This window comes from Pararoseomonas baculiformis, assembly GCF_017813395.1.
Classification (GTDB): Bacteria; Pseudomonadota; Alphaproteobacteria; order Acetobacterales; family Acetobacteraceae; genus Roseomonas; species Roseomonas baculiformis.
Map to the genome: position 1 here is coordinate 106,080 of NZ_JAGIZB010000004.1, position 21,590 is coordinate 127,669.

Genomic DNA, 21,590 nt, shown 5'->3' on the forward strand with positions numbered 1-21,590 from the left:
CTTCCTATTGGTTGATCAGCAGCGTGCGCGGCAGGTGAGTCAGCAGCTCTGGCCCGTTCTCGGTGATGAGCACGGATTCGCTCAGCGCCGACCCGCCCGCCGAGGCATAGACATGAAACACCATCCCCGCTTCCAGCCGCCAGCCGGCGCCGGGATGCAGGATGCGCGTGAAGTCGCTCGTCCGCGGCCCCGCATCGCCATACAGGCCGAGCGTATAGGCGGTGATGTTGTCGTAGCTCTCGCGCAGCCCGGCGCGAATCACGCCGTCCCGCAGGATGGCATCCACATCCTCCGCCAAGGCTCCCGGCACCATGGCCGCGATCTGCCGGTCCTGCAGCTCCGCCAGGATCTCCGTCGCGCGCAGCCGCTCCGGCTCCGGCTCCCCCAGCACCACGCAGCGCATCACGCGTGAGGAATAGCCATGGATGCGCGGCGTCAGCTCGATATGCACCACATCGCCCGGCGAAAGCGGCTCGTCGCCCAGATGACCGTGCAGGAAATCCCATCCGCGGCCGGCCGTGATCGGGCCGGGCCGGTAGGGATCGCCCCCCATCTCCACGAAGGTCTGCTGCGCCACCTTGGCCGCCTCGCGTTGCGTGCCGCCCGGCACGCAAACCGCCGCCGCGCGCCGCAGCGCCTCATCCGCGATCTCTGCTGCCCGGCGCAGCAGCTCGATCTCGGCCGGGGACTTGATCAGGCGCAGCTCGGCGATCACGGACCCTATATTCACGAAGCGCGCCCTGGGCAGCGCGGCCTTCATCGCGGCAAGGCGCGCGATGGACGTGCCATAGCTGTCGAAGTCCAGGCCGATCGCCGCATCTTCCAGCCCCCGCGCCCGCAGCGCATCGGCCAGCACGGGCACAGGGTCCTCCCAGTCGCGGAAGGTCGGCACATCCGTGATCCAGCTGCGCTGCCGGCAGACGGAGGCGTCCAGCGCGCGGATCACGAAGAAGGGCTCCGCCTCCAGCGGGATCACCACGCAGCGCCAGCGATTGGCCGAGCTGCCGAAGCCCGAGAGCCAGGTCATCGCCTCGATCTCGTCGAAGAGCGCTACCTCCACGCCCAGCGCCTGCAGCCGCTCCTTCACCCGCGCAAGGCGCAGCGCGAATTCCTGTGGCGTGAAATAGGGGTGCCCGCCCATCAGGCCGCGTCCTTGCGCGGCACGCGCCAGCCGTCCAGCCGATCCCGAAGCTGGTAGGAAAGCCCGACAAAGGGCAGGAACCAGGGATGCCCGGTGTAGAGGGGCCTGGTGGGAAAGGAGAGGCGCGCGAAAGCGGAAGGCCGGTTCGCGCCGCCCAGCATGCTCTGCGCCACCGCATGGCCGAGATGCGTCATCGTCACCACGCCGCTGCCGTTGCAGGCCATGGCGTAGTGCACGCCCTCATGCTCCCCCAGATGAGGCATCATGTCGAAGGCGAAGGCGACATTCCCCTTCCAGGAATGGCTGATCCGCACGCCCCCCAGCTCCGGGATCAGATCCGTCAGGAAGCGGTGCAGCGTGGCGCCGGAGCGGCGCGTATCGGCGTTCACGAAGCTGGCGCGCCCGCCGAACAGGATGCGCGTATGGTCCGGCGAGGGGCGGAAGTAGTAGAGGACCTTCTTCGTGTCGCCATAGACGCGCAGCTTCGGCAGCACGCGCCGCACGCGCTCCTCGCCGATTGCCTCGGTCGCGATCATGTAGCTCGCCACCGGGATCAGCCGCCGCCGGTGCCATGGCGTGGCGCCGCCCGTATAGCCATTGGTGGCGAGCATCAGCTTCCGCGCGCGCAGACGGCCCCGGCTCGTCTCCAGCACGAAGCCGCCATCGGCCTCGCGCCGGTAGCTCCGCAGTTCCACCCCGCCCAGCAGGGTCGCGCCATAGCGCTCCGCCGCGCCGGCGAGGGAGCGGACATATTTGGCCGGATGCAGCGATCCCGCACGGCGCAGCATCATCCCGCCGACGAAGCGGTCGGTCGCGATCTCCTCCGCCACGCGGTCCCGCGGGATGAAAAAGGCTTCCTCGGTGCCCGCCGCGTTGATCATCTCGATCCGGCGCTTCAGCGTCTCCAGCGCGCGCGGGGCATGGGCGCCGACGAAGCGACCGCAGCGCGCATAGTCGCAATCCAGCCCCTCGCGCGTCACGAAGGCCTCGAAATCCTCGAAGGCCTGCTCGCCCTCCTCCATCAGCTCGGAGACGTATTCCTTGCCGAAGGCCTCCGCGAGGTCGGTGCGCATCTTCCCCAGGCTTCCCGCGCCGCTCAGCGCCCCGCCATTGCGGGAGGAGGCACCCCAGCCGATCGCCTCCCGGTCCAGCACCAGCGCACGCACCCCGTTGCGCCCCAGCTCGATGGCGGTGGAGAGGCCGGCGATGCCGCCCCCGATGATCACCACCTCCGCCTCGTCCGGCAGGAGCACGGCCGATGGCGTTGGCGGCGGCGCCGCCTCCCACCAGTAGGGGCGTTCAACGAATCCGGGGGCGAAGGGGGCGTCACTCATGCGATGGCGAGCGTGGCACCTGCGCCGCCTGGGCGCCCCATATCAAATTGTCATACGGCCCGGCGCCCGCTTATGGCCTGCGGAGCTGCCGGGACACCTCCGCCACCACGGCGCGGGCCGCGGCGCGGATGCCCTGCACCAGGATGTTGCGGCCGAAGCTGTCCTCCGCATCCTCGGGCCAGAGCAGCCGGTACTCGATGTTCACCGCCGGCTCGAAGGGCCGCAGCACCAGCCCGCCGGCCAGGAAGGGCGCCGCCGCGAAGGCATCCACCACCGTCACCCCCGCCCCGGCGGCCGCCATGGCGGCGGCACCGCTGGTCATGCGGCACTCGGCCACCTCCAGGGGGCGCGCGCCGCTGCCCTCCAGCGCCGCATCCACCAGGGCCTGCCGCCCCTCCTCGCGGGAGAGGGCGATATAGGGCTCCCCATCCAGATCCACCGCCCGCACCACGGGCAGCGCTGCCAGCCGGTGCCCGGCTGTCATGGCGCAATAGGCCTGCCCCCGCGCCAGCACCGCGGAGCGCACGCCCGGAACGGCCGGCACATTGGTGCTCAGCCCCAGATCGGCTTGGCGCGATGCCACCATGCCCAGCACCCCGCCGACAGTTCGCGAATGGATGGCCAGCGCCTCGGGCCGCCGCGCCTCCCGCCAGGCCCGCGCGGCGCGCGGCAGGACGGAAAGGGTGAGAACGGGGATCGAGGCGATCAGCACCCGCCGCGGCGCCCGGCGCCGCAGCCGCTCCGTCAGGGCGGAGATCTCCTCGATGCCGATGAAGACCCGCTCGGCTTCCTCATGCAGCGCATGGGCAAGGGCGGTCGGCACCAGCCGCCCGCGCACGCGCTCGAACAGCGGGAAGCCCGCCCGCGCCTCGGCCTGGGAGAGGAGCCGGCTCACGCCGGGCTGGGAAATGCCAAGCAACGCACCGGCCCCGGTTGCGGTGCCGGAGCGCATGAGGGCGCGCAGCACCTCGAGATGCCGGAACTCGAGTGATCGGGCCGCCATGCGCCAGCCTCGCGGCTGCCTCCTCCTACGTCAAGAATCCGTCAGATCCCGCTAACCCGGGAAGGGCAGGATGGGCCGGGCCGGCCCATGGAGGGGCCGGAACCATGTCCCCCTCCGCAACGTTCCCATCCCAACATCGAGCAAGGAAGACCCGCGCCATGCACGCGCTGCACCGCCGTATCGCCTTCCGCCTCGCCGCCCTCCTCACCGCCGGCAGCATGGCTGCCTGCGCCCCGGTGGCCGGGCCCTATCAGCAGCAGGCCAGCAACGCCGCCTATGCCTGCCAGCAAGGCTGGCTGGAGGCCTGCCAGGATTACCAAGCGCTTGCGCCGGCCGCGAATGCGGAGGCCTGGCAGTCCCAGCGCGACGCCCAGGTCGGTACTGCCCTCGCTGCGGGCGTGGTGGGCGCCATCGCAGGGGCCGCCATCGCCAGCAGCGGACGCGACGACCGCCGCTACTACCGTGGCCGGGGCTATTACGACCGCCCGTCCTACCGCCACCACGGCTATGGCCGCGGCTACCACCGTGGCTATTACCGCTGACCCGGCATCAGAGCCGCCCGAACGCGACCTGCATCCCGGCGGCCAGGAGCAGCGCCATGCCGGCCATGCCCGCAAGGGTCGCCAGCCCGCGCCGCCACCCTCGGGCCAGCGGAAGGGCGGCGAGATAGGCAAGCGGGAGACCCCAGGGCCAGATAAGCGCCACCAGGATCGCCATGGGCCAGGCGGAGTCCGGCGGCGCCTGCTGGCTGGTGAGTAGCCCCGCCAGCGGAGAGGCGAGGGCCAGCCAGAACGCCCCGGGCAACCCGAGCAGCAGCAGCCCCGCGAGTGCCAGCAGCCCCGCCACGCCGAGGAGGCGCAGCGCGATCCACCGGGCAGGCGCGGGCGTGCTCACACGATGCCGGTCCGTCCCATCTCCAGGAACTTCTCGCGGCGCCGGGCGCGCAGCGTGGCGCCATCCAGTTCCATCAGCGGGTTCAGGCAGGCCTCGATGCGATTGCCCACATCCGCCACGACGGCGGCTGCCTCCCGGTGCGCGCCACCCATCGGCTCCGGCACCACGATATCCACCAGGTTCAGCTTCTTCAGGTCCTCGGCCGTCAGGCGCAGCGCCTCGGCGGCCGTGGGGGCCTGGGCGGCATCGCGCCACAGGATGCTCGCGCAGCCCTCGGGGCTGATCACGCTGTAGATCGAGTGCTCCAGCATCAGCACCCGATCCGCCGCGGCGATGGCGATGGCGCCGCCCGATCCGCCCTCGCCGATGATGGTCGCCACGAAGGGAACCGGGGCCTCCAGGCAGGCCTCGATGGAACGGGCGATGGCCTCGGCCTGCCCGCGCGCCTCCGCCTCCACGCCCGGGAAGGCGCCCGCCGTGTCCACGAAGGACAGGATGGGCAGGTTGAAGCGCCCGGCGAGATCCATCAGGCGGCGGGCCTTGCGATAGCCCTCGGGCCTGGGGCTGCCGAAGTTGTGCTTGATGCGGCTGTCGGTATCCGTGCCCTTCTCGATACCCAGCACCATCACGGGCCGCCCGCGGAAACGTCCGAGCCCGCCCACCATGGCCTGGTCGTCCGCGAAGGCACGGTCGCCGGCCAGCGGCGTGAAATCCTCGATCAGCCCGGCGATATAGGCCAGGCATTTCGGCCTGTCCGGATGCCGGGCCACCTGCGCCTTCTGCCAGGGGGTAAGCTTGGCATAGGTGCTGGCCAGCAGCTTCTCGGCCTTGTCGCGGAGCTTGCCGATCTCGTCCGCCACATCGATCCCGCCCGCATCGGTCGTGCGGCGCAGCTCCTCGATCTGGCCTTCCAGCTCGGCGATCGGCTTTTCGAAATCCAGGAAGTGACGCATCAAAAGGTCCGGTCCGGGGGCGCGGGGGGATTAGCGCAGGGCGGGACGAGGCGCCAGCCGCCCGCCGGGATCACGCGAATGCGCTGCGCCGGCTCCGGCGCCCGGAACGGAACCCGTTCCCGCCGCGCCGCGACGCGATCTACGCTCCCGCTGTAACCGTCCGGATACATGGGCGGAGCACATGGAGAAACGTCATGGCATCCATCACCCGGCGCCAGTCCCTGCTCGCAGCGGCGGGTCTTGCCGCCCTGCCCCTGCCCCGCCTTGCCCGGGCACAAGGCAACTACCCGGACCGCCCGATCCGCGTCGTCGTTCCCTTCCCGGCGGGCGGCACCACGGACATGCTCGCCCGTCTTTTCGCGCAGCGCATGACGGAAAGCCTCGGCCAGGCCGTGGTCATCGAGAACCGGGGTGGCGCGGGCGGATCGGTGGGCGCCGATGTGGTCGCCAAAGCCGCGCCGGATGGGCACACCCTGCTCTTCCACAATCTTACCTTCAGCTCCACGACCGTCGCCATGCAGCTGGCCAACCGCGCCCTGCATGACATCGAGCGGGATTTCGCGCCCGTCTCCCTCGCCGCCAACGTGCCGATGCTCCTGGTCGCCACCTCCGCGGTGCCGGCGCGCGACCTGAAGGAGTTCGTCGCCTTCGCGAAGGCCTCGCCCACCGGCCTCTTCTACGGGTCCACCGGTCCCGGCAGCATCATGAACCTGGCCGGGGAGGTGCTGAAGCGCGATGCCTCCATCAACATGGAGCATGTGCCCTTCCGGGGCGCCGCGCCGCTCGTGCAGGAAATGGTCGCCGGCCGCATCCAGTTCGGCGGGGACCAGCTCTCCACCGCCCTCCCCCATGTCCGCGGCGGCGCCCTGAAGCCGATGGCCACCCTGGCCGCCCAGCGATCCGCCGCCCTGCCGGACGTGCCCACGGTGCGGGAACAGGGATTCCCGAACATGGAGCTGCGCGGCTGGAACGGCTTCTTCGCCCCCGCCCGCACGCCCGAGGCCATCATCACCCGCCTGCAGCGGGAGATCGCCGCCGCCGCGGCCCAGCCCGAGTTGCAGCGCCGGCTGGCCGAGGTCGGGGCCGAGCCGGTCGGCTCCTCCCCGGCCGAGCTGCGCCAGGCCGTCTCGGACCAGCTGGCGCAGGTGCGCCCGCTGATCGCCGAGCTGCGGCTGCAGGTTGAATAGGGAGGACTTCAGCGGATGGGCGTGATCCTGGTCACGGGTTCCGGGCGCGGCATCGGCGCCGCCACCGCCAGGCTGGCGGCGCGGCGGGGCCATGCCGTGGTGGTGAACTATGCCGAGCGCGAGGAACGCGCCCGGGCGGTGGTGGAGGAGATCCGCGCAGGCAGCGGGCGCGCCATCATGGCGCGCGCCGATGTCTCGCGGGAGGAGGAGGTGGAGGCCCTCTTCGCCGCGGCGGACCAGGCCTTCGGCCCGCTCACCGGGCTGGTGAACAACGCCGGCATCACCGGCCCGGCCACCCGCACCGAGGATTACGACGCCGCGACCATCCGCCGCATCCTCGACGTGAACGTCACCGGCACCTTCCTTTGCACCCAGGCCGCCATCCAACGCATGTCCACGAAACAGGGCGGGGCCGGCGGTGCGATCGTGAACCTCTCCTCCATCGCCGCCACCATCGGCGGCGGCGGACAATGGACAGCCTATGCGGCGGCCAAGGGGGCGGTGAACAGCCTGACCCTGGGCCTGTCGAAGGAACTGGCGCCGGAGGGCATCCGGGTGAATGCCCTCCTCCCCGGCCTGATCGACACCGAGATCCACGCCACCGCCGGGGTTGGCGACAGGCTGGCGAAGATGGCGCCCAGCATCCCGATGGGGCGCATCGGCACGGCGGAGGAATGCGCGGAGGCCATCCTCTGGCTCCTCTCGGGAGAGGCGGCCTATCTCACCGGCGCGCTGATTCCGATGGCGGGCGGCCGCTGAGCCGTCTCAGCCCGCCTGCCGCGCGGCGGAAAGAGGGTGGTGCTCCTCCACCAGCGCGCGCAGGCGTTCCTCCAGCACATGGGTGTAGATCTGGGTGGTGGCGATGTCGGCATGGCCCAGCAGCACCTGCAGGCTGCGCAGATCCGCCCCACGCCCCAGCAGATGGGAAGCGAAGGAGTGCCGCAGCACATGCGGCGAGACCCGGTCCGGGTCGATCCCCGCCCCCAGCGCCGCCTCGTTCAGCAGGTTGTTCAGCGTCTGCCGGGTCAGGTGCCCCGAAGCCCCGCGGGAGGGGAAAAGCCAGCGGGACTCCTCCTTCCCCTTCGCCGCCGCGCGCGCCGCCAGGGCGGCAGCACGGGCACGGGCGCTGATGGGCACCAGGCGCTCCTTGCCCCCTTTCCCGCGCACCACCACTAGGGGCGAATCCTCGCGCAGGGCCGTGGCGGGAAGCTCGATCAGCTCGCTCGCCCGAAGGCCAGAGCAGTAGAGAAGCTCGCAGACCGCCACCGCCAGGGGTGCGCGCCGCTCCGGCAGGCGCTCCGCCGCGGCGATCAGCGCCGCCACCTCCTCCTCGCGCAAGGGGCGGGGCAGCAGGGCGGCCTTGCGGGGGCTGTCCAGCGCCTCCGTCGGGTCATCCGCGCGCACCCCTTCCCGCGCCAGGAAGCGGTGGAACTGCCGCAGCGCGGAGAGACGGCGTGCCGCCGTGCGGGGGGAAAGCCCGGCATCGGTCAGGCCCGAGACATAGCGGCGCAGCGTCTCAGCGCTCATCGCCTCCGGCGGCTCGCCGGCCCGGCGCTGGGCGAAGCCCGCGGCATCCTCCAGATCGGCGCGATAGGCCGCGAGCGTGTTGCGCGCGGCGCCGCGCTCCGCCGCCAGCATCTCCAGGAAGGCCTCGAGATGCCGGTTCACGCGCGGCGGGTCAGGCGGGCCGGATCAGCGGGTGCCGAACCGCTCATTCGGCAGCACGCGCTCCACGGGCTGCTGGGTCACGCCCGGCGGGAAGGCGCCCACGGCCAGCAGCGCTGCCAGGAGGGCCCCGATCAGCAGCATCACGAGCAGCAGGAGGGGGCGTCGGAACATCAGGCGGTCGGCTTCCCAAAGCGCCCGGCAAAAAAGCCGGCAGACCGCCCGGACGACGCGGCGGCGGGGCTGTGCTAGCCTTGCGCGCCGTGTCACGCAACCTCGCCGATCCCCTTGTTTCCCAGCCGGGCCTTCACGAGCCCCCGCTGCCCCCCGCCCCCTTCCCCGCCAGCGCGGCCGGAATGCCGCGCCCGGACAGGCCCGGCCGCAGCATCGTTCTCGTCGGCATGCCCGGCGCCGGGAAATCCGCCATCGGGCGCCGCCTCGCCGCCCGCTTCGGCCTGCCCTTCCTGGACGCGGACACCGAGATCGAGAATGCCGCGGGCCTGACCATCGCGGAGATCTTCGCCCGCTATGGCGAGGCGCATTTCCGCGATGGCGAGCGCCGCGTGATTTCGCGGATCGCCGCCGGGCCGCCCGCGGTGCTGGCCACGGGCGGCGGCGCCTATGCCGATGCGCGCACGCGCCAGGCCCTGCGGGAGGCGGGGGCCGTCACGCTGTGGCTGCGCGCCGATATTCCCGTGCTGAAGCGCCGCATCGCCGGCCGCACCCACCGCCCCCTCTTCACCGGGCGCGACCCCGAGGACGTGCTGCGTGGCCTGATGCAGGCCCGCTATCCCTTCTATGCCGAGGCCGACATCGTCCTCGATTGCGGCGAGGATACCCCCGAAGTGACCACCATCCGCGCGGAACGCGCCATCGCCGCCTGGCAGCCCCCTTCCCGCCTGCCCGTCGCCCTTTCCGCCAATGCCTATGAGGTGGTGATCGGGCGCGGCCTGCTGCCCCGGGCGGGCGGGCTGCTGGCCCCGCATCTCCCCTCCCGCCGGGTCGCCATCGTCTCGGATGCCGCGGTCGCCGCGCTGCACCTGCCCACCCTGCGCGCCGGCCTGGCCGAGGCGGGCTTCGAGATCCGCGCGGAGGTGACGGTGCCGCCCGGCGAGGGCTCGAAGCGCCTCCCCATGCTGGAGGAGGTGCTGGAAGCCATCCTTGCGGCCGGGGCGGATCGCGGGACGGCCGTGATCGCCCTGGGCGGCGGGGTGGTGGGGGACCTGGCGGGCTTCGCCGCCGCCGTCGCCCTGCGCGGCCTTCCCTTCGTGCAGATCCCGACCACGCTCCTCGCCCAGGTGGATAGTTCGGTGGGCGGCAAGACCGGCGTGAACCTCCGCGCGGGCAAGAACCTGGCCGGGGCCTTCCACCAGCCCCGGATCGTGCTGGCCGATACCGATGCCCTCTCCACCCTTCCCGCCCGCGAGCTGCGCGCGGGCTGGGGCGAGGTGGCGAAGCACGGCCTGCTGCAGGGACCGCTCTGGGACTGGTGCGAGGCGCAGGGCCCGGCCGCCATGGCAGGGGATCCCGATGCGCTGCGCCATGCCGTGCTGGAATCCTGCCGCCTGAAGGCGGGCGTGGTGGTGGCCGACGAAAAGGAGGAGGCCGCCGAGGGCGGCCGCGCCCTGCTCAATCTCGGCCACACCTTCGCCCACGCCCTGGAAGCCGAATGCGGCTATGACGGCAGCCTGCTGCATGGGGAGGCGGTGGCGGTGGGCCTGGGCCTCGCCGCCAGCCTTTCCGCCCGCCTTGGCCATTGCGCCCAGGAATGGCCGGGAAGGGTGATGGAGCACCTGGCCGCCGTCGGCCTCCCCGCCCGGCTGGGGGACCTGCCCCGCGGCTTCTCGGCCGAGGCGCTGATCGGCCGGATGCGGAAGGACAAGAAGGTGCGGGACGGCGCGATGCGCTTCGTGCTGATGCGCGGCGCCGGCGGGGCCTTCACGACCTCCGACGTTCCGCCGGAGGTGGTGGCGGCGTTGCTGCGGGACGAGGGTGCGGCGGCCTGAGGAAGGCCCCCGCCGGTTACAGGTGAATCCTGCCCTGGCCCTGGGGCGCGTCGCGTCCTATCTTGCGACGCACCATGCCGCTCTCGCCCCCCGCCGACCGGGAAACCCTGCACCGGCGCGCCATCATGATGCACGGCTACCGCCGGGCCGATGGCCTGTTCGACATCGAGGGCCATCTCGAGGACACGAAGACCTACCCCTTCGTGAACCAGGACCGCGGAACCATCGAGCCAGGCGAACCCCTGCACGGGATGTGGCTGCGCCTGACCGTGGACGAGGACCTGCTGATCGTGAGCTGCGAGGCGGCGACGGACCACTCGCCCTATTCCATCTGCCCGCAGGCGGCCCCGAACTTCGCCGCCCTTGCCGGGCTGCGGATCGGCCCCGGCTTCACCCGGGCTGTGAAGGAGCGGGTGGGCGGCGTGCATGGCTGCACCCATCTGCGCGAGATGCTGGCCCAGATGGCCACCGTTGCCTTCCAGACCGTCTATTCCTCCCGCCGCAAGCGCGAGCTGGCCGATCCGGCCGCCGCCCAGGCCTCGCAGAACCGGCTGGTCGGCACCTGCCTGGCCTATGCGCCGGACAGCCCCATCGTGCAGCAGCGCTGGGCCGCCCCGCAGCCGGGCTGAGCCCCGTTCAGAAAGCCCGGCGGAACAACCGCGCCAGCAGGGAGGGCGCCCGCGGCGGCACGGGATCCGGATAGCCCGCCGCGATGCGGGCTGCCGTGGCCCGCATGGCCTCGGCCTTCGTCACCGGCGCGCCATCCCCGGGCGCCTGCTTCGCCCGCAACTGGCGCTCGGCCCGGGCAAGCCCCATCGCTGCCCCCTCGCCGCCGCCCAGCCCGGCGGCGCGGCGGAACACCTCCGCGGCCTCTTCCGGTCGGCGGAGGGCCAGCAGCGCATCCCCATGGGCCAGATGGGTGTGGTGGTTCCCGGGCTGCAGCGCGATGGCCCGCCGCGCCGCCTCCTCCGCCCCCTCCGGATCGCCCGTGCGAAGCCGCGCCACCGAGACGCCCACCCAGGTCCAGAACGCCTCGGGAGCCTGGCGCGCCGAATCCTCCAGCAGGCCGTGCGCCAGATCCGGCATGCCCTCGAGCAGATGCAGATGGCCCAGATGGGTCAGCAGGGCCGGCAGGGCCGCGCCCTCGGCCAGCGCGGCCTTGGCGGCGCGGCGCGATTCCGCCAGCATGCCGAGGGCGGCGAGCTTGAGGCTCCGGTCCAGATGCGCGGCCGGGGTCAGTCCCTCGCAGGCCAGGAGCCGCTGGATCAGCGCCGCCGCCGGGCGCCGGCCGCCGCCGCGCAGGCGCCAGGTCTCCAGCGCCTCACCCAACACCTCCACCTCGGCGTCCAATCCCGCGCCCATGGCCCGCCCCTGCTCGAACAGGGCGTCGCCCGCGGCGACGTGGCCATGGCTCAGAAGGGCCGTGCCCATTCCGATGCGCCAGAAGGGCGTCTCCCGCCGCCGGGCGCGCAGCATGCGCCTTAGGGCGGGAAGGTCGTCCCGCAACAGGGCATCCAGCGCGGCCTCGAAGGGCTCCTGTCCCGCCAGCAGCCGGATGGTGCCGTGATAGACCCCGCGCACCGGAACCGGGCGTGGCCCCAGCGGCGCCAGCAGCCCGGCATTGAGCGCATCCGCCGCATGGGCGGGATCGAACAGCATCCAGGCCCGCACCGGTGGCTCGCCGGCCCCGACACGCATCCCCGCATGCAGGGCCGGATCGAAATGGGCGTGGTAGCGCGTATCCCCGGGCAGATCCGCCGGCGCGATGGAGGCCTGGGGCGACAGGGCGAGGGCGTGGGTCAGGCCAAGCAACCGGCCATGTTTCAGGGCGGCATAGCCTCCCATGCTGTAGCCGTAGCCAAGGGCAACCGGCCCGATCCGGCCGCGCAGCGCCGCCGCTGCCGCCGCCATGGAGGCGGCCGGGTACCAGTTAGGCCGGTGGGCGACGAAGCCCAGGGCCGGCCAGCCCAGGCGGGAGGCGGGCCCGATGGCCCAGAAGCCGGGCTGGAAGGGGCGGGCCGGGTAGTCCCCGAAGGTGACGAGGGTCGGCTTCGTCGGGTCGCCGGGGATGGCGCGGACGACCAGTTCCGCATCCTCGAACACCGCCTCGATGGCCGGGATCGCCAAGACCGCCCCCCCCTTCCGCCCTCGCCTATTCCCCGGGCGCGCGAAGCTCCAGGGAAAGCGCGTGCATCCCGCCGCCGAACTCCTCGGCCAGGGCCGCATGCACGGCGCGGGACCGGGCGAGCCGCGTCATCCCCGCGAATCCGGGGGCAATGACACGCACGGCGAAGTGGGTTTCCCCCCCGGGCCGCGCCCCCGCATGCCCCGCATGCAGCGCGCTGTCGTCCCGCACCGCCACCTCGGCCCCGGGGAAGGCGTGGAGAAGGGTGGCCCGCAGGCGCCCGGCCCGCGTGTTCAGATCCGGCATGTCCATATCAAGGGGCTTTTCCATGTGTTGCGGGCAGGTGTGAAGGGCTGTTTCGTGCCTTGCCGGCGCGGTCCGCTACGCTCATAAGGTCCAGACCATGGCCCGACGCGGCACAGCAACCCTCCGATCCACGGTCCCCTCCGGAGCCGCCACGCGCATCTGCGAGGCGCCGGGGTGCGAGGCGCCGGGCGATTTCCGCGCCCCGCGTGACCGCTCCCGCCTGCGCGACTACTACCATTTCTGCCTTGAGCATGTACGCGCCTACAATCAGGCCTGGGATTTCTACCGGGGCATGAGCCCCGAGGAGATCGAGCAGAACCTGCGCGAGGATTCGGGCTGGCAGCGCCCCACCTGGCCCCTTGGCCGGCTGGGGGGGCAAGCCCATATCGGGCCCGAAGGCATCCGCGATCCGCTCGGCCTCTTCGCCGACACCAAGCCGACACCCAAGAAGACCGCGAAGGAAGCGCCGCCCGAGTTGCGCGCCGCCCTGGACGTTCTGGGCCTCGGCTGGCCGATCGACGAGGACGGGCTGCGCGCCCGCTACAAGGACCTCGCCAAGCGTTACCATCCGGACGCCAATGGCGGGGACAGGTCTTCCGAGGAACGGTTGAAGGATATCAACCGGGCCTACAGCCTCATCCGCAAGCGTCTCGCGACGCTTGCCCCACAGCCGAGCCAGGCAGCCTGACCCGAGAGTCCCGCCGCCTCCTCCCCTTCTCCACGGAACCGGACCCGCCCATGAACAAGGTCGCCAGCATCGCCGAAAGCCGCCCGACGGCCTCCATCGACCAGCCGGATGTGCAGGTCTCCGTCCGCGAGGTCTTCGGGATCGACAGCGATCTCATGGTCCCCGGCTTCTCCGGCCGCACCGAGCACGTGCCGGAGGTGGACCCGACCTACAAGTTCGACCGCGACACGACCCTGGCCATCCTCGCCGGCTTCGCCTTCAACCGCCGCGTGATGGTCCAGGGCTATCACGGCACCGGCAAGTCCACCCATATCGAGCAGGTGGCCGCGCGCCTGAACTGGCCCTGCCTGCGCGTGAACCTGGACAGCCACATCTCCCGCATCGACCTGGTCGGCAAGGACGCCATCGTCCTGAAGGACGGCAAGCAGGTGACGGAGTTCAAGGAAGGCATCCTTCCCTGGGCCCTGCAGCATCCCTGCGCCATGGTGTTCGACGAGTACGACGCCGGCCGCCCGGACGTGATGTTCGTGATCCAGCGCGTGCTCGAGGTCGAGGGCAAGCTGACCCTGCTCGACCAGAACCGCGTGATCCGCCCCCACCCGTCCTTCCGCCTCTTCGCCACCGCCAACACGGTGGGCCTGGGCGACACGACCGGCCTGTACCACGGCACCCAGCAGATCAATCAGGGCCAGATGGACCGCTGGAACATCGTGGCCACGCTGAACTACCTGCCCCATGCGCAGGAGACGCAGATCGTCGCCGCCAAGATGGGCATCCCGGAGAACGACGCGAAGGCGCGCAAGCAGATCGAGGCGATGGTGGCGCTCGCCGACCTGACCCGCGCGGGCTTCATCGCCGGCGACATCTCCACCGTCATGTCCCCGCGCACGGTCATCACCTGGGCCGAGAACGCGAAGATCTTCGGCGATGTCGGCTTCGCCTTCCGCCTCTCCTTCCTCAACAAGTGCGACGAGGCGGAGCGGAGCACGGTGGCCGAGTACTACCAGCGCTGCTTCAACGAGGAGATCCCGACGGGTCTCTATGTGAAGCGCTGATCCGCCCCATGGCGGCGCGCTTCCTGCTGCATCACGCGCCGAAGTCCCGCTCCTTTGGCAGCCTCTGGCTGCTGGAGGAGGCGGGGGCGGGTTACGAACTGTCCTGGCACAGCCTCGAGGCCGCCACGAACAGGACCGCGGAGTATCTGGCGGTCAACCCGGCCGGGAAGCTCCCCGCCCTGGTGGATCGCGGACCGGAAGGCGACTGGAACGGCGTGGTGGTGACCGAGGCCGCCGCCATCGCCGCCTATGTCGCGGATGCGCTGCCCGAGGCGCGCCTGGCTCCGCCAATCGGTTCCCCGGCCCGCGCCGCCTATGCTTTCTGGATGGCCTATGCGCCGGGCGTGATGGAACCGGCCATGGCGGACATGGCCTTCCCCCGCGCCAAGCCCGCCCCCGCCCGTGCGCTGGGCTGGCCCGGCTTCCCCGATACCGTCCTGCGCGCCGAAGCCGCGCTCACGACCGGGCCATGGCTGGTCGGGAACCAGTTCACCGCCGCCGATATCCTCCTCGGCGGGCTGCTCGCCTGGGTCGTGGAATGGGGAATGCTCCAGCCCGGCCCGGTCATCGCCCGCTACCTCGACGCTATCGAGGCCCGCCCCGCGAGGCAGGCCGCCATACGCAAGGGAGCCGCCCCCCAGCGGCAAGCATCATGAGCGGCAGCAACAAGGACACCACCCGGCAGGAGGAGTTCAAGCGCGCCACCGCCGGCGCCATTCGCGCCATGGCGCGATCCAGCGAGGTGCAGGTGGCCTTCCAGCCAGGCCCCTCCGGCCTGGCCGGCAAGCGCGCCCGCCTTCCCCTGCCCACCCGCGCCCTGCCGCCGGCCGAGATGGCCAAGCTGCGCGGCGCCGCCGATTCCGTGGCCCTGAAGCTGCGGCACCATGACGAGGCGACCCATGCCGCCCGCACCCCCGGCCGCCGAGAGGCGCGGGAGGTGTTCGACGCGCTGGAGCAGGCCCGGGTGGAAGCTGTGGGTGGCCGCCACATGGCCGGCGTCGCCGCCAATCTCCGCGCCCGCCACAACGAGCAGGCCGAGGCGGAGGGTTATGACCGCATGACCCGCAAGGACCAGCTGCCGCTGACCGCGGCGCTGTCCCTGCTGGCGCGGGAGAAGCTCACCGGAGAGGCCGTGCCCCCGGCCGCGCAGCGCGTGCTCGATCTCTGGCGGGATACGCTCGGGCCCCGCGCCGATGACGCCCTGGCCGAGATGGCCAACCATGCCGAGGACCAGGACGCCTTCGGCCGCGCCGCCCGCAAGCTCCTGGCCGCGCTCGACCTTGCCGAGGCCGAGACGGAGGCCGAGTCCGAGGAATCCCAGGACCAGGAGGACGAGGGCAGCGAAACCTCCGGCGCCCAGGACAACCAGGGCGAGGGCGAGAGCAAGCCTCAGGAAGCCGAGAGCCAGATGGGCGCCCAGCCCGAACAGACGCAGGGCGAGGCGGGCGAGGAGGAATCCGGCGAGGACGACGAGGATGACGGCGCCGCCGCCGAGGGCGAGGATCGCCCGGGCGGCCCGCAGCAGCGCAAGGAGGTTCCGGTCACGGATGATGCCTCCGCCTACCGCGCCTATATCCGCCAGTTCGACGAGGAGGTCGGGGCCGACGATCTCTGCGATGCGGAGGAGCTGGCCCGCCTGCGCCAGCAGCTCGACCAGCAGCTCTCCCATCTCCAGGGCGTCGTCTCCAAGCTCGCCAACCGCCTCCAGCGCCGCCTGCTCGCCCAGCAGCAGCGCGCCTGGGAGTTCGACCTTGAGGAGGGGCTGCTCGACGTCGCCCGCCTCGCCCGGATCGTCGCCTCCCCCACCCATTCGCTGACCTACAAGCGCGAGCGCGAGGCGGATTTCCGCGACACGGTCGTGACGCTGCTGATCGACAATTCCGGCTCCATGCGCGGCCGCCCCATCACCGTGGCGGCCATGTGCTGTGACATCCTCGCCCGCACGCTGGAGCGCTGCGCGGTGAAGGTGGAGATCCTGGGCTTCACCACCCGCGCCTGGAAGGGCGGCCAGAGCCGGGAGCGCTGGGTGCAGGACGGCAAGCCCCGCAATCCGGGCCGCCTGAACGATCTGCGCCATGTCGTCTACAAGGCTGCCGATGCGCCCTGGCGGCGGGCCCGCAAGAACCTGGGCCTGATGCTGCGCGAGGGTCTCCTGAAGGAGAACATCGACGGCGAGGCGCTGGAATGGGCCTATAAGCGCCTCCTCTCCCGCCCGGAGAAGCGCCGCATCCTCATGGTCATCTCGGATGGTGCACCGGTGGATGACAGCACCCTCTCCGTGAACCCCGGCAACTACCTCGAGCGGCACCTGCGCAAGGTGATCCACGACATCGAGGGCCGCGACATCGTGGAGCTGATCGCCATCGGCATCGGCCATGACGTGACCCGCTACTACCGGCGCGCCGTCACCATCGTGGATGCCGAGGAGCTCGGCGGGACGATGATGAAGAAGCTGGCGGAGCTGTTCGACGAGGATGCGGCGGCCGCCTGGCAGCGCGCGGCCGCGGAGCGGGCGCCGGTGATGGTGTGACGCCGGGGGCCATGCCTCCCGGCCCGCGACGGAACCCGGAACGGAACCCGGCATGGCGGGGCTGAGGCGCCGCCAGCTGGGGCGGCGCGCGGCCATGGCGGCGCTTCTGGGCGCCACCTCCTGCCATTCGCCCGCCGGGGCGCTCAGCCGCACCGAACCGCTGGGCGGCGCCGTGCGGGACATGGCGCTGCGCCCGCTTGGCGTGCTCTCCATCAACACGCAGCAGCTCGGCACGCATAGCCTTTCCGGCCTGCATGTCGGCGCGGACCTCACCCTCACGGCCGTCTGCGATCGCGGGAACTGGGCCAGGGCACGCCTGGTCCTCGCCGCCGATGGCGCGCCCCTCCGGCTGGAAAACCCGAGCAGCGGCCCGCTGCGCGACCCGGCCGGGCGCAGCCTGCCCCGCGGTGCCCTGGGCGATGCCGAATGCCTGGCCGCCTTGCCGGATGGCTCCTGGCTGGTCGGCTTCGAACGCCTCCACCGGATCTGGCGCTACCAGGACATCGATGGCCCCGCCCGCCCGGTGGATGCGCCCGAGGCCATCCGCCGCCAGCCCTATAATGCGGGGCTGGAGTCCCTGGGCGTGCTGCCGGACGGGTGCTGGCTCATGATTTCCGAGGGGCACCGCATCGGCATGGATGCGACGTTGCGGACCAGCTGGATCGGCCGCCCCGGCCGCTGGCATCGCCTGAACTACCGCACCAGCCCAGGCTATGACCCGAGCGACCTCTGCCCCTTGCCCGATGGGGGTGCCCTGGTGCTCGAACGGCGCTTCCATCCATTCAACGGCGACTGGTTCTCGGCCCGCATCAAGCGGATTCCCCCGATCGGCACTGCGCCGGACCTGCTGGAAGGCCAGCTCGTCGCAGAGCTGGCGCCGCCGCTTCCAACGGATAACTGGGAGGGAATCAGCGCCTTCCTGCATGATGGCCGCCCCCTGGTGGCCATTGTCTCGGACGACAACGACATGCCCTTCCAGCGCAGCCTGCTGATGGTGCTGGGCTGGGCGGATCAGGCGATGGGCTGATCCTCCAGCACCCGCGCGCGCGGCAGGGTCAGCCAGGTGCGTGCCCCGATCCCGGGCGCGGCTTCCAGGGTCAGTTCCCCACCATGGGCGCGCATCAGTTCCCGCGCGGCGGAGAGGCCGAAGGAAAGGCCCCGCGTGCCCTCCCCGCCCGCCAGGTCGCCGCCGGGCAGGCCGGCCCCTTCGTCCTCGATCACCAGCGCCACGGTCTCGGCGGCGCGAACGAGGCGAAGGGTGATCCGGTCCCCCGCCCGGGTTTCGAGCGCGGCCCGGCCCAGGGCCTGGGCGAGCACGCGGCCCAGGGCACGGCGATCCGCCATCAGCACCAGCGCTTCGGCTTCCGGGCACACACGCCAGTGCCGCGCGCCCTCGCCCATGGACAGGGTCATCGCCTCCACAGCCTCCCCCAACAAGGGGCCGAGGGGGAGGCGTGCTTCCTTCAGGCAGCGGGTTTGCGGCTGCGCCACCCCGTGGTCCGCCAACTCATCGGCCAGGACCAGAAGGCGCCGGCCCTCTGTCTCCACCCCTGGCGCCACCTCCGGCGGAAGCCGGGCTGCCAGGCCGAGCAGGCTCAGCCCCGGCGCCTCCAGTTCCCGGACGAGGAGGCCGAGCGAGCGGGCCTGGGTCGCAAGGCGCAGCTCGGCATGGAGAAGGCGTCCCTCCAGCCTTCGGCTGCGCCCCAGAAGGTGCCAGGCGGCCAGGGCAAGCGGGATGCAGGACAGGGCAAGGACGGGGAGCAGGGTCTCCATGCGCCGCACCCTGCCAGCGGTGCCCCTGCGGAATGATGAACGACCCCGCCCCCGCCCCCGCCAAGTGCCGGACATGACAACGGCGCGAGGAGAGATCTCCTCGCGCCGCCGGAACTCACCCTGGAAGGGCGGGAAAGGGGCTCAGGCCGCCGCCTTCTTCGCCTGCGCCTTCTCGATGCGGCGCTTCAGGACCTTTGCCTCGACGGTCAGGGCGCGGTCGGGCGTGCCGAGCAGGAAGGAGTCCAGGCCGCCATTATGCTCCACGGTGCGGATGCCGCGGGTGGAAAGGCGAAGCTGGATGGAGGTGCCGAGCACGTCCGAGAAGAAGGACGTCTGCTGGAGGTTCGGCAGGAAGCGCCGGCGGGTCTTGTTGTTGGCGTGGCTGACGTTGTTGCCCGTCAGGACGCCCTTGCCGGTGATGCCGCAGCGGCGGGACATGGTGGAAACCCCTGGGTGGTTCGGCCGCGCGGCCATGCGAGACCGCACGGGGCACGGGTGGTGGTCTGATAGGAAGGGCGGCGTATGGAGGCGTGGGCCCCAAGAGTCAAGCCGGAAGGCGCCTCAGCTCGCCGGGGGCTGCGCTGCGCCCTGCTGGCGCATCTCCTGCAGCTCGCCGCTCTCAACGGACATCAGCGCGCTGCGGAGGACACGGGCGATCGCCTTGTCCTCCATGGTCCGGGCCATCAGCCCCAGCGCGCCGCCCAGCAGGGCGGAAGCGATCGAGATCGGGGCGATGCCCTGCTCGATCATGTATTCGATGGCCTTGTCGGTCACCGAGCCGGCATGGCTCAGGTCTTCCGGGGCCATGCCTTGCGGGTCCAGGGACATTCCCGGGGCCTCCTTGTCAAATGTTACGTCCAGATGGTCAGGCCGTGGCGGGAGCGGAAGACCCCATGGATGCAGAGCTGTCCAGAGGCAGGGACGGGGATTCGCCCTCCCGCGCCGCCGCGGCGGCCTCGGCCAGCGCCACAGCCTGGGCCTGGCGCCGCCACATGCCGGCATAGATGCCCTCGGCCGCCACCAGCGCGGCATGGCTGCCGCGCTCGGCGATCCGGCCCTCGGACAGCACGATGATCTCGTCCGCCTCCACCACGGTGGAGAGGCGGTGGGCGATCACCAGCGTCGTCCGGCCCCGCGCCACGCCACGCAGGGCGGACTGGATCTCCTGCTCGGTCCGGGTGTCCAGCGCGCTGGTCGCCTCGTCCAGGATCAGGATGCGGGGGTCCTTCAGGATGGTCCGGGCGATGGCCACGCGCTGCTTCTCGCCGCCCGAAAGCTTCAGCCCGCGCTCGCCCACCCGGGTCTTGTAGCCATCGGGCAGCCGCATGACGAAGTCATGCACCTGGGCCAGCTTCGCGGCCTGGATCACCTCCTCCTCGGTGGCGTCGGGGCGGCCATAGGCGATGTTGTAGGCAATGGTGTCGTTGAACAGCACCGTGTCCTGCGGCACCACGCCGATGGCCGCGCGCACGCTCTCCTGCGTCACGTCGCGCAGATCGGCGCCGTCGATCACCACCCGCCCGTCCCACACGTCGTAGAAGCGGAACATCAGGCGGGAAATGGTGGACTTGCCCGCACCGGTCGGCCCGACGATGGCCAGCATCTTCCCGGGCGGCACCTCGAAGCTGATGCCGTGCAGGATCTCGCGGTTCCGCCCGTAGCCGAAGCGCACATTCTCGAAGCGCACCGCGCCGGGGCCGGCCGGCAGGGCGGGGGCGCCGGGCCTGTCGGCCACCTCGCGCGCCTCGCGCATCAGGGTGAACATAGCTTCCATGTCCACCAGCCCCTGCTTCATCTCGCGATAGACGAAGCCCAGGAAGTTCAGCGGCAGGTAGAGCTGGATGAGATAGGTGTTCACCAGCACGAAGTCGCCGACCGTCATGCTGCCATTCGCAACGCCCCGCGCCGCCATCAGCATCACCACCGTCAGGCCGATGGCGATGATCGCCGCCTGCCCCATGTTCAGGAAGTTCAGCGATACCTCGGACTGGGTATAGGCCCGCTCATAGCGCGCGAGGGAGGCGTCGTAGCGCCGCTCCTCATGCCGTTCGTTCCCGAAATACTTGACCGTCTCGTAGTTCAGCAGGCTGTCGATGGCCTTGGTGTTCGCCTCCTGGTCCGTCTCGTTCATCTGGCGGCGGAAGCGGAGGCGCCAGTTGGTGAACATCAGGGTGAAGGTGACATAGAGGGCGATGGTGCCCAGCGTCACCGCCGCGAAGGAGAAGCTGAACATCCCCCAGAGGATCGCCGCCACCAGCAGGATCTCGATGATGGTCGGGATGATGTTGAACAGCATGAAGTCGAGGACGAAGTTGATCCCCCGCGTCCCCCGCTCGATCACGCGGGAGAGGCCGCCTGTCTGCCGGTCCAGGTGGAAACGCAGTGAGAGGGCATGCAGGTGGGTGAAGACCTGCAGCGCGATCCGCCGGCCCGCCCGGGCCTGCACCTTGGTGAAGACCGCGTCCCGCAGCTCCCCGAAGGCGGAGGAGGCGATTCGCAGCAGCCCGTAGCCCACCACCAGCGCGACCGGCACGGTCAGAATCGCGGCGGCCGTGCCGGCCTGCGCGCCGACATGGGGAGTGAGCGCATCCACGGCCCGCGCATAGGCCATGGGCACAAGGATATTGGCGATTTTCGCCGCCACCAGGAGCAGGAGGGCGATGACGACGCGGGCCCGCAGCCCCCTTTCCCCCTTCGGCCAGAGATAGGGGGCGAGGCTGCGGAGCGTGTCGAATGTGCCGCGGGGCGCGGGGCTTTCGGCTTGGGGACTGGACTGTGCGGGAGGCACGCGGGAACTCCGGAGGCGGGCCGCGCGGCCGGGTGCGGACGGCCAGGAGGCCGGCGCCGGGGCGGGTCCGGTATGGGGGTGCCGCCCCGGGGCGGGGCGGCCGTTGCGGGAAGAGATGGGGCCTAACCCCTGCCCGCGCCAG

The 21,590-nt window shown here is 71.5% G+C and carries 23 protein-coding genes; 10 read left to right on the forward strand and 13 right to left on the reverse strand.

The features are described 5' to 3' along the window. Positions 1 to 4: 4 nt before the first annotated feature. The 3 genes from J8J14_RS05350 to J8J14_RS05360 form a co-directional block, all read right to left on the reverse strand. The gene (locus J8J14_RS05350) at positions 5 to 1,141 is read right to left on the reverse strand and encodes a M24 family metallopeptidase (protein ID WP_209378431.1); all 1,137 of its coding nucleotides are present in this window, start codon (positions 1,139 to 1,141) and stop codon (positions 5 to 7) included. After that, positions 1,141 to 2,475, reverse strand: a complete 1,335-nt coding sequence (locus tag J8J14_RS05355) for an NAD(P)/FAD-dependent oxidoreductase (RefSeq protein WP_209378432.1) — start codon at positions 2,473 to 2,475, stop codon at positions 1,141 to 1,143. Before J8J14_RS05355 ends, J8J14_RS05350 begins: the two co-directional genes overlap by 1 nt. A gap of 70 nt (positions 2,476 to 2,545) precedes the next feature. Next, positions 2,546 to 3,478 carry a LysR substrate-binding domain-containing protein gene (locus tag J8J14_RS05360; RefSeq protein ID WP_209378433.1) on the reverse strand — a complete coding sequence of 311 codons (933 nt, stop codon included), beginning with the start codon at positions 3,476 to 3,478 and terminating at the stop codon, positions 2,546 to 2,548. Positions 3,479 to 3,636: 158 nt separating this feature from the next. Here J8J14_RS05360 and J8J14_RS05365 point away from each other — a divergent pair, with 158 nt between their 5' ends. Next, complete coding sequence (locus tag J8J14_RS05365) at positions 3,637 to 4,020, forward strand: hypothetical protein (protein ID WP_209378434.1); 384 nt, start codon at positions 3,637 to 3,639, stop codon at positions 4,018 to 4,020. Positions 4,021 to 4,027: 7 nt separating this feature from the next. Here the strand turns inward: J8J14_RS05365 and J8J14_RS05370 are convergent, their stop codons facing one another. Then, positions 4,028 to 4,372 carry a hypothetical protein gene (locus J8J14_RS05370; RefSeq protein WP_209378435.1) on the reverse strand — a complete coding sequence of 115 codons (345 nt, stop codon included), beginning with the start codon at positions 4,370 to 4,372 and terminating at the stop codon, positions 4,028 to 4,030. Next, the gene (locus tag J8J14_RS05375) at positions 4,369 to 5,325 is read right to left on the reverse strand and encodes an acetyl-CoA carboxylase carboxyltransferase subunit alpha (RefSeq protein WP_209378436.1); all 957 of its coding nucleotides are present in this window, start codon (positions 5,323 to 5,325) and stop codon (positions 4,369 to 4,371) included. The genes J8J14_RS05370 and J8J14_RS05375 overlap by 4 nt, the downstream gene beginning before the upstream one ends. A 194-nt stretch (positions 5,326 to 5,519) precedes the next feature. Here J8J14_RS05375 and J8J14_RS05380 point away from each other — a divergent pair, with 194 nt between their 5' ends. After that, positions 5,520 to 6,512, forward strand: a complete 993-nt coding sequence (locus tag J8J14_RS05380) for a Bug family tripartite tricarboxylate transporter substrate binding protein (RefSeq protein ID WP_209378437.1) — start codon at positions 5,520 to 5,522, stop codon at positions 6,510 to 6,512. A gap of 15 nt (positions 6,513 to 6,527) precedes the next feature. Further along, on the forward strand, positions 6,528 to 7,271 hold the full coding sequence (locus tag J8J14_RS05385; RefSeq protein ID WP_209378438.1) for an SDR family oxidoreductase: 744 nt from the start codon (positions 6,528 to 6,530) through the stop codon (positions 7,269 to 7,271). Between the two features lie 6 nt (positions 7,272 to 7,277). Here J8J14_RS05385 and J8J14_RS05390 read toward each other — a convergent pair whose 3' ends face one another. Then, a complete protein-coding gene (locus J8J14_RS05390) occupies positions 7,278 to 8,180 on the reverse strand; it encodes a tyrosine recombinase (protein ID WP_209378439.1) in 903 nt (300 codons plus the stop codon). Positions 8,181 to 8,204: 24 nt separating this feature from the next. Further along, positions 8,205 to 8,351 carry a hypothetical protein gene (locus J8J14_RS05395; protein WP_209378440.1) on the reverse strand — a complete coding sequence of 49 codons (147 nt, stop codon included), beginning with the start codon at positions 8,349 to 8,351 and terminating at the stop codon, positions 8,205 to 8,207. Between the two features lie 89 nt (positions 8,352 to 8,440). Here J8J14_RS05395 and aroB point away from each other — a divergent pair, with 89 nt between their 5' ends. Next, the gene (gene aroB / locus J8J14_RS05400; protein WP_342452396.1) at positions 8,441 to 10,183 is read left to right on the forward strand and encodes a 3-dehydroquinate synthase; all 1,743 of its coding nucleotides are present in this window, start codon (positions 8,441 to 8,443) and stop codon (positions 10,181 to 10,183) included. 74 nt (positions 10,184 to 10,257) lie between these two features. After that, positions 10,258 to 10,812, forward strand: coding sequence for a DUF2889 domain-containing protein (locus J8J14_RS05405; protein ID WP_209378441.1), 555 nt, complete (start codon positions 10,258 to 10,260; stop codon positions 10,810 to 10,812). 7 nt (positions 10,813 to 10,819) lie between these two features. Here the strand turns inward: J8J14_RS05405 and J8J14_RS05410 are convergent, their stop codons facing one another. Further along, complete coding sequence (locus J8J14_RS05410; protein WP_209378442.1) at positions 10,820 to 12,310, reverse strand: tetratricopeptide repeat protein; 1,491 nt, start codon at positions 12,308 to 12,310, stop codon at positions 10,820 to 10,822. 25 nt (positions 12,311 to 12,335) lie between these two features. Next, positions 12,336 to 12,638, reverse strand: a complete 303-nt coding sequence (locus J8J14_RS05415) for a BolA family protein (RefSeq protein ID WP_245215433.1) — start codon at positions 12,636 to 12,638, stop codon at positions 12,336 to 12,338. 73 nt (positions 12,639 to 12,711) lie between these two features. On the opposite strand from J8J14_RS05415, the gene J8J14_RS05420 reads away from it, so the two are divergent. From J8J14_RS05420 to J8J14_RS05440, 5 genes are read left to right on the forward strand one after another with little or no spacing between them, the layout of a single operon-like run. Beyond that, positions 12,712 to 13,302, forward strand: coding sequence for a J domain-containing protein (locus tag J8J14_RS05420; protein WP_209378443.1), 591 nt, complete (start codon positions 12,712 to 12,714; stop codon positions 13,300 to 13,302). A 50-nt stretch (positions 13,303 to 13,352) separates the two neighbouring features. Then, positions 13,353 to 14,357 carry a cobaltochelatase subunit CobS gene (gene cobS, locus J8J14_RS05425; RefSeq protein WP_209378444.1) on the forward strand — a complete coding sequence of 335 codons (1,005 nt, stop codon included), beginning with the start codon at positions 13,353 to 13,355 and terminating at the stop codon, positions 14,355 to 14,357. An 8-nt stretch (positions 14,358 to 14,365) separates the two neighbouring features. Next, positions 14,366 to 15,013, forward strand: coding sequence for a glutathione S-transferase family protein (locus J8J14_RS05430; protein WP_209378445.1), 648 nt, complete (start codon positions 14,366 to 14,368; stop codon positions 15,011 to 15,013). After that, positions 15,010 to 16,887 carry a cobaltochelatase subunit CobT gene (cobT, locus tag J8J14_RS05435; protein ID WP_209378446.1) on the forward strand — a complete coding sequence of 626 codons (1,878 nt, stop codon included), beginning with the start codon at positions 15,010 to 15,012 and terminating at the stop codon, positions 16,885 to 16,887. The genes J8J14_RS05430 and cobT overlap by 4 nt, the downstream gene beginning before the upstream one ends. A gap of 52 nt (positions 16,888 to 16,939) precedes the next feature. Then, the gene (locus J8J14_RS05440; protein WP_209378447.1) at positions 16,940 to 17,914 is read left to right on the forward strand and encodes an esterase-like activity of phytase family protein; all 975 of its coding nucleotides are present in this window, start codon (positions 16,940 to 16,942) and stop codon (positions 17,912 to 17,914) included. Here the strand turns inward: J8J14_RS05440 and J8J14_RS05445 are convergent. The 4 genes from J8J14_RS05445 to J8J14_RS05460 all read right to left on the reverse strand — a co-directional run bounded on the left by J8J14_RS05445 (position 17,899) and on the right by J8J14_RS05460 (position 21,448). Then, the gene (locus J8J14_RS05445) at positions 17,899 to 18,660 is read right to left on the reverse strand and encodes a sensor histidine kinase (protein WP_209378448.1); all 762 of its coding nucleotides are present in this window, start codon (positions 18,658 to 18,660) and stop codon (positions 17,899 to 17,901) included. The two genes, J8J14_RS05440 and J8J14_RS05445, sit on opposite strands and share 16 nt — an antisense overlap. Before the next feature lie 141 nt (positions 18,661 to 18,801). Then, entirely contained in the window at positions 18,802 to 19,098 is a 297-nt protein-coding gene (rpmB, locus tag J8J14_RS05450) for a 50S ribosomal protein L28 (protein WP_209378577.1), read from the reverse strand. A gap of 123 nt (positions 19,099 to 19,221) precedes the next feature. Next, positions 19,222 to 19,488 (reverse strand): hypothetical protein, encoded by a 267-nt coding sequence (locus J8J14_RS05455; protein ID WP_209378449.1) that lies wholly within the window; start codon positions 19,486 to 19,488, stop codon positions 19,222 to 19,224. 37 nt (positions 19,489 to 19,525) lie between these two features. Next, positions 19,526 to 21,448, reverse strand: coding sequence for an ABCB family ABC transporter ATP-binding protein/permease (locus J8J14_RS05460; protein ID WP_342452397.1), 1,923 nt, complete (start codon positions 21,446 to 21,448; stop codon positions 19,526 to 19,528). Between the last annotated feature and the right edge of the window lie 142 nt (positions 21,449 to 21,590).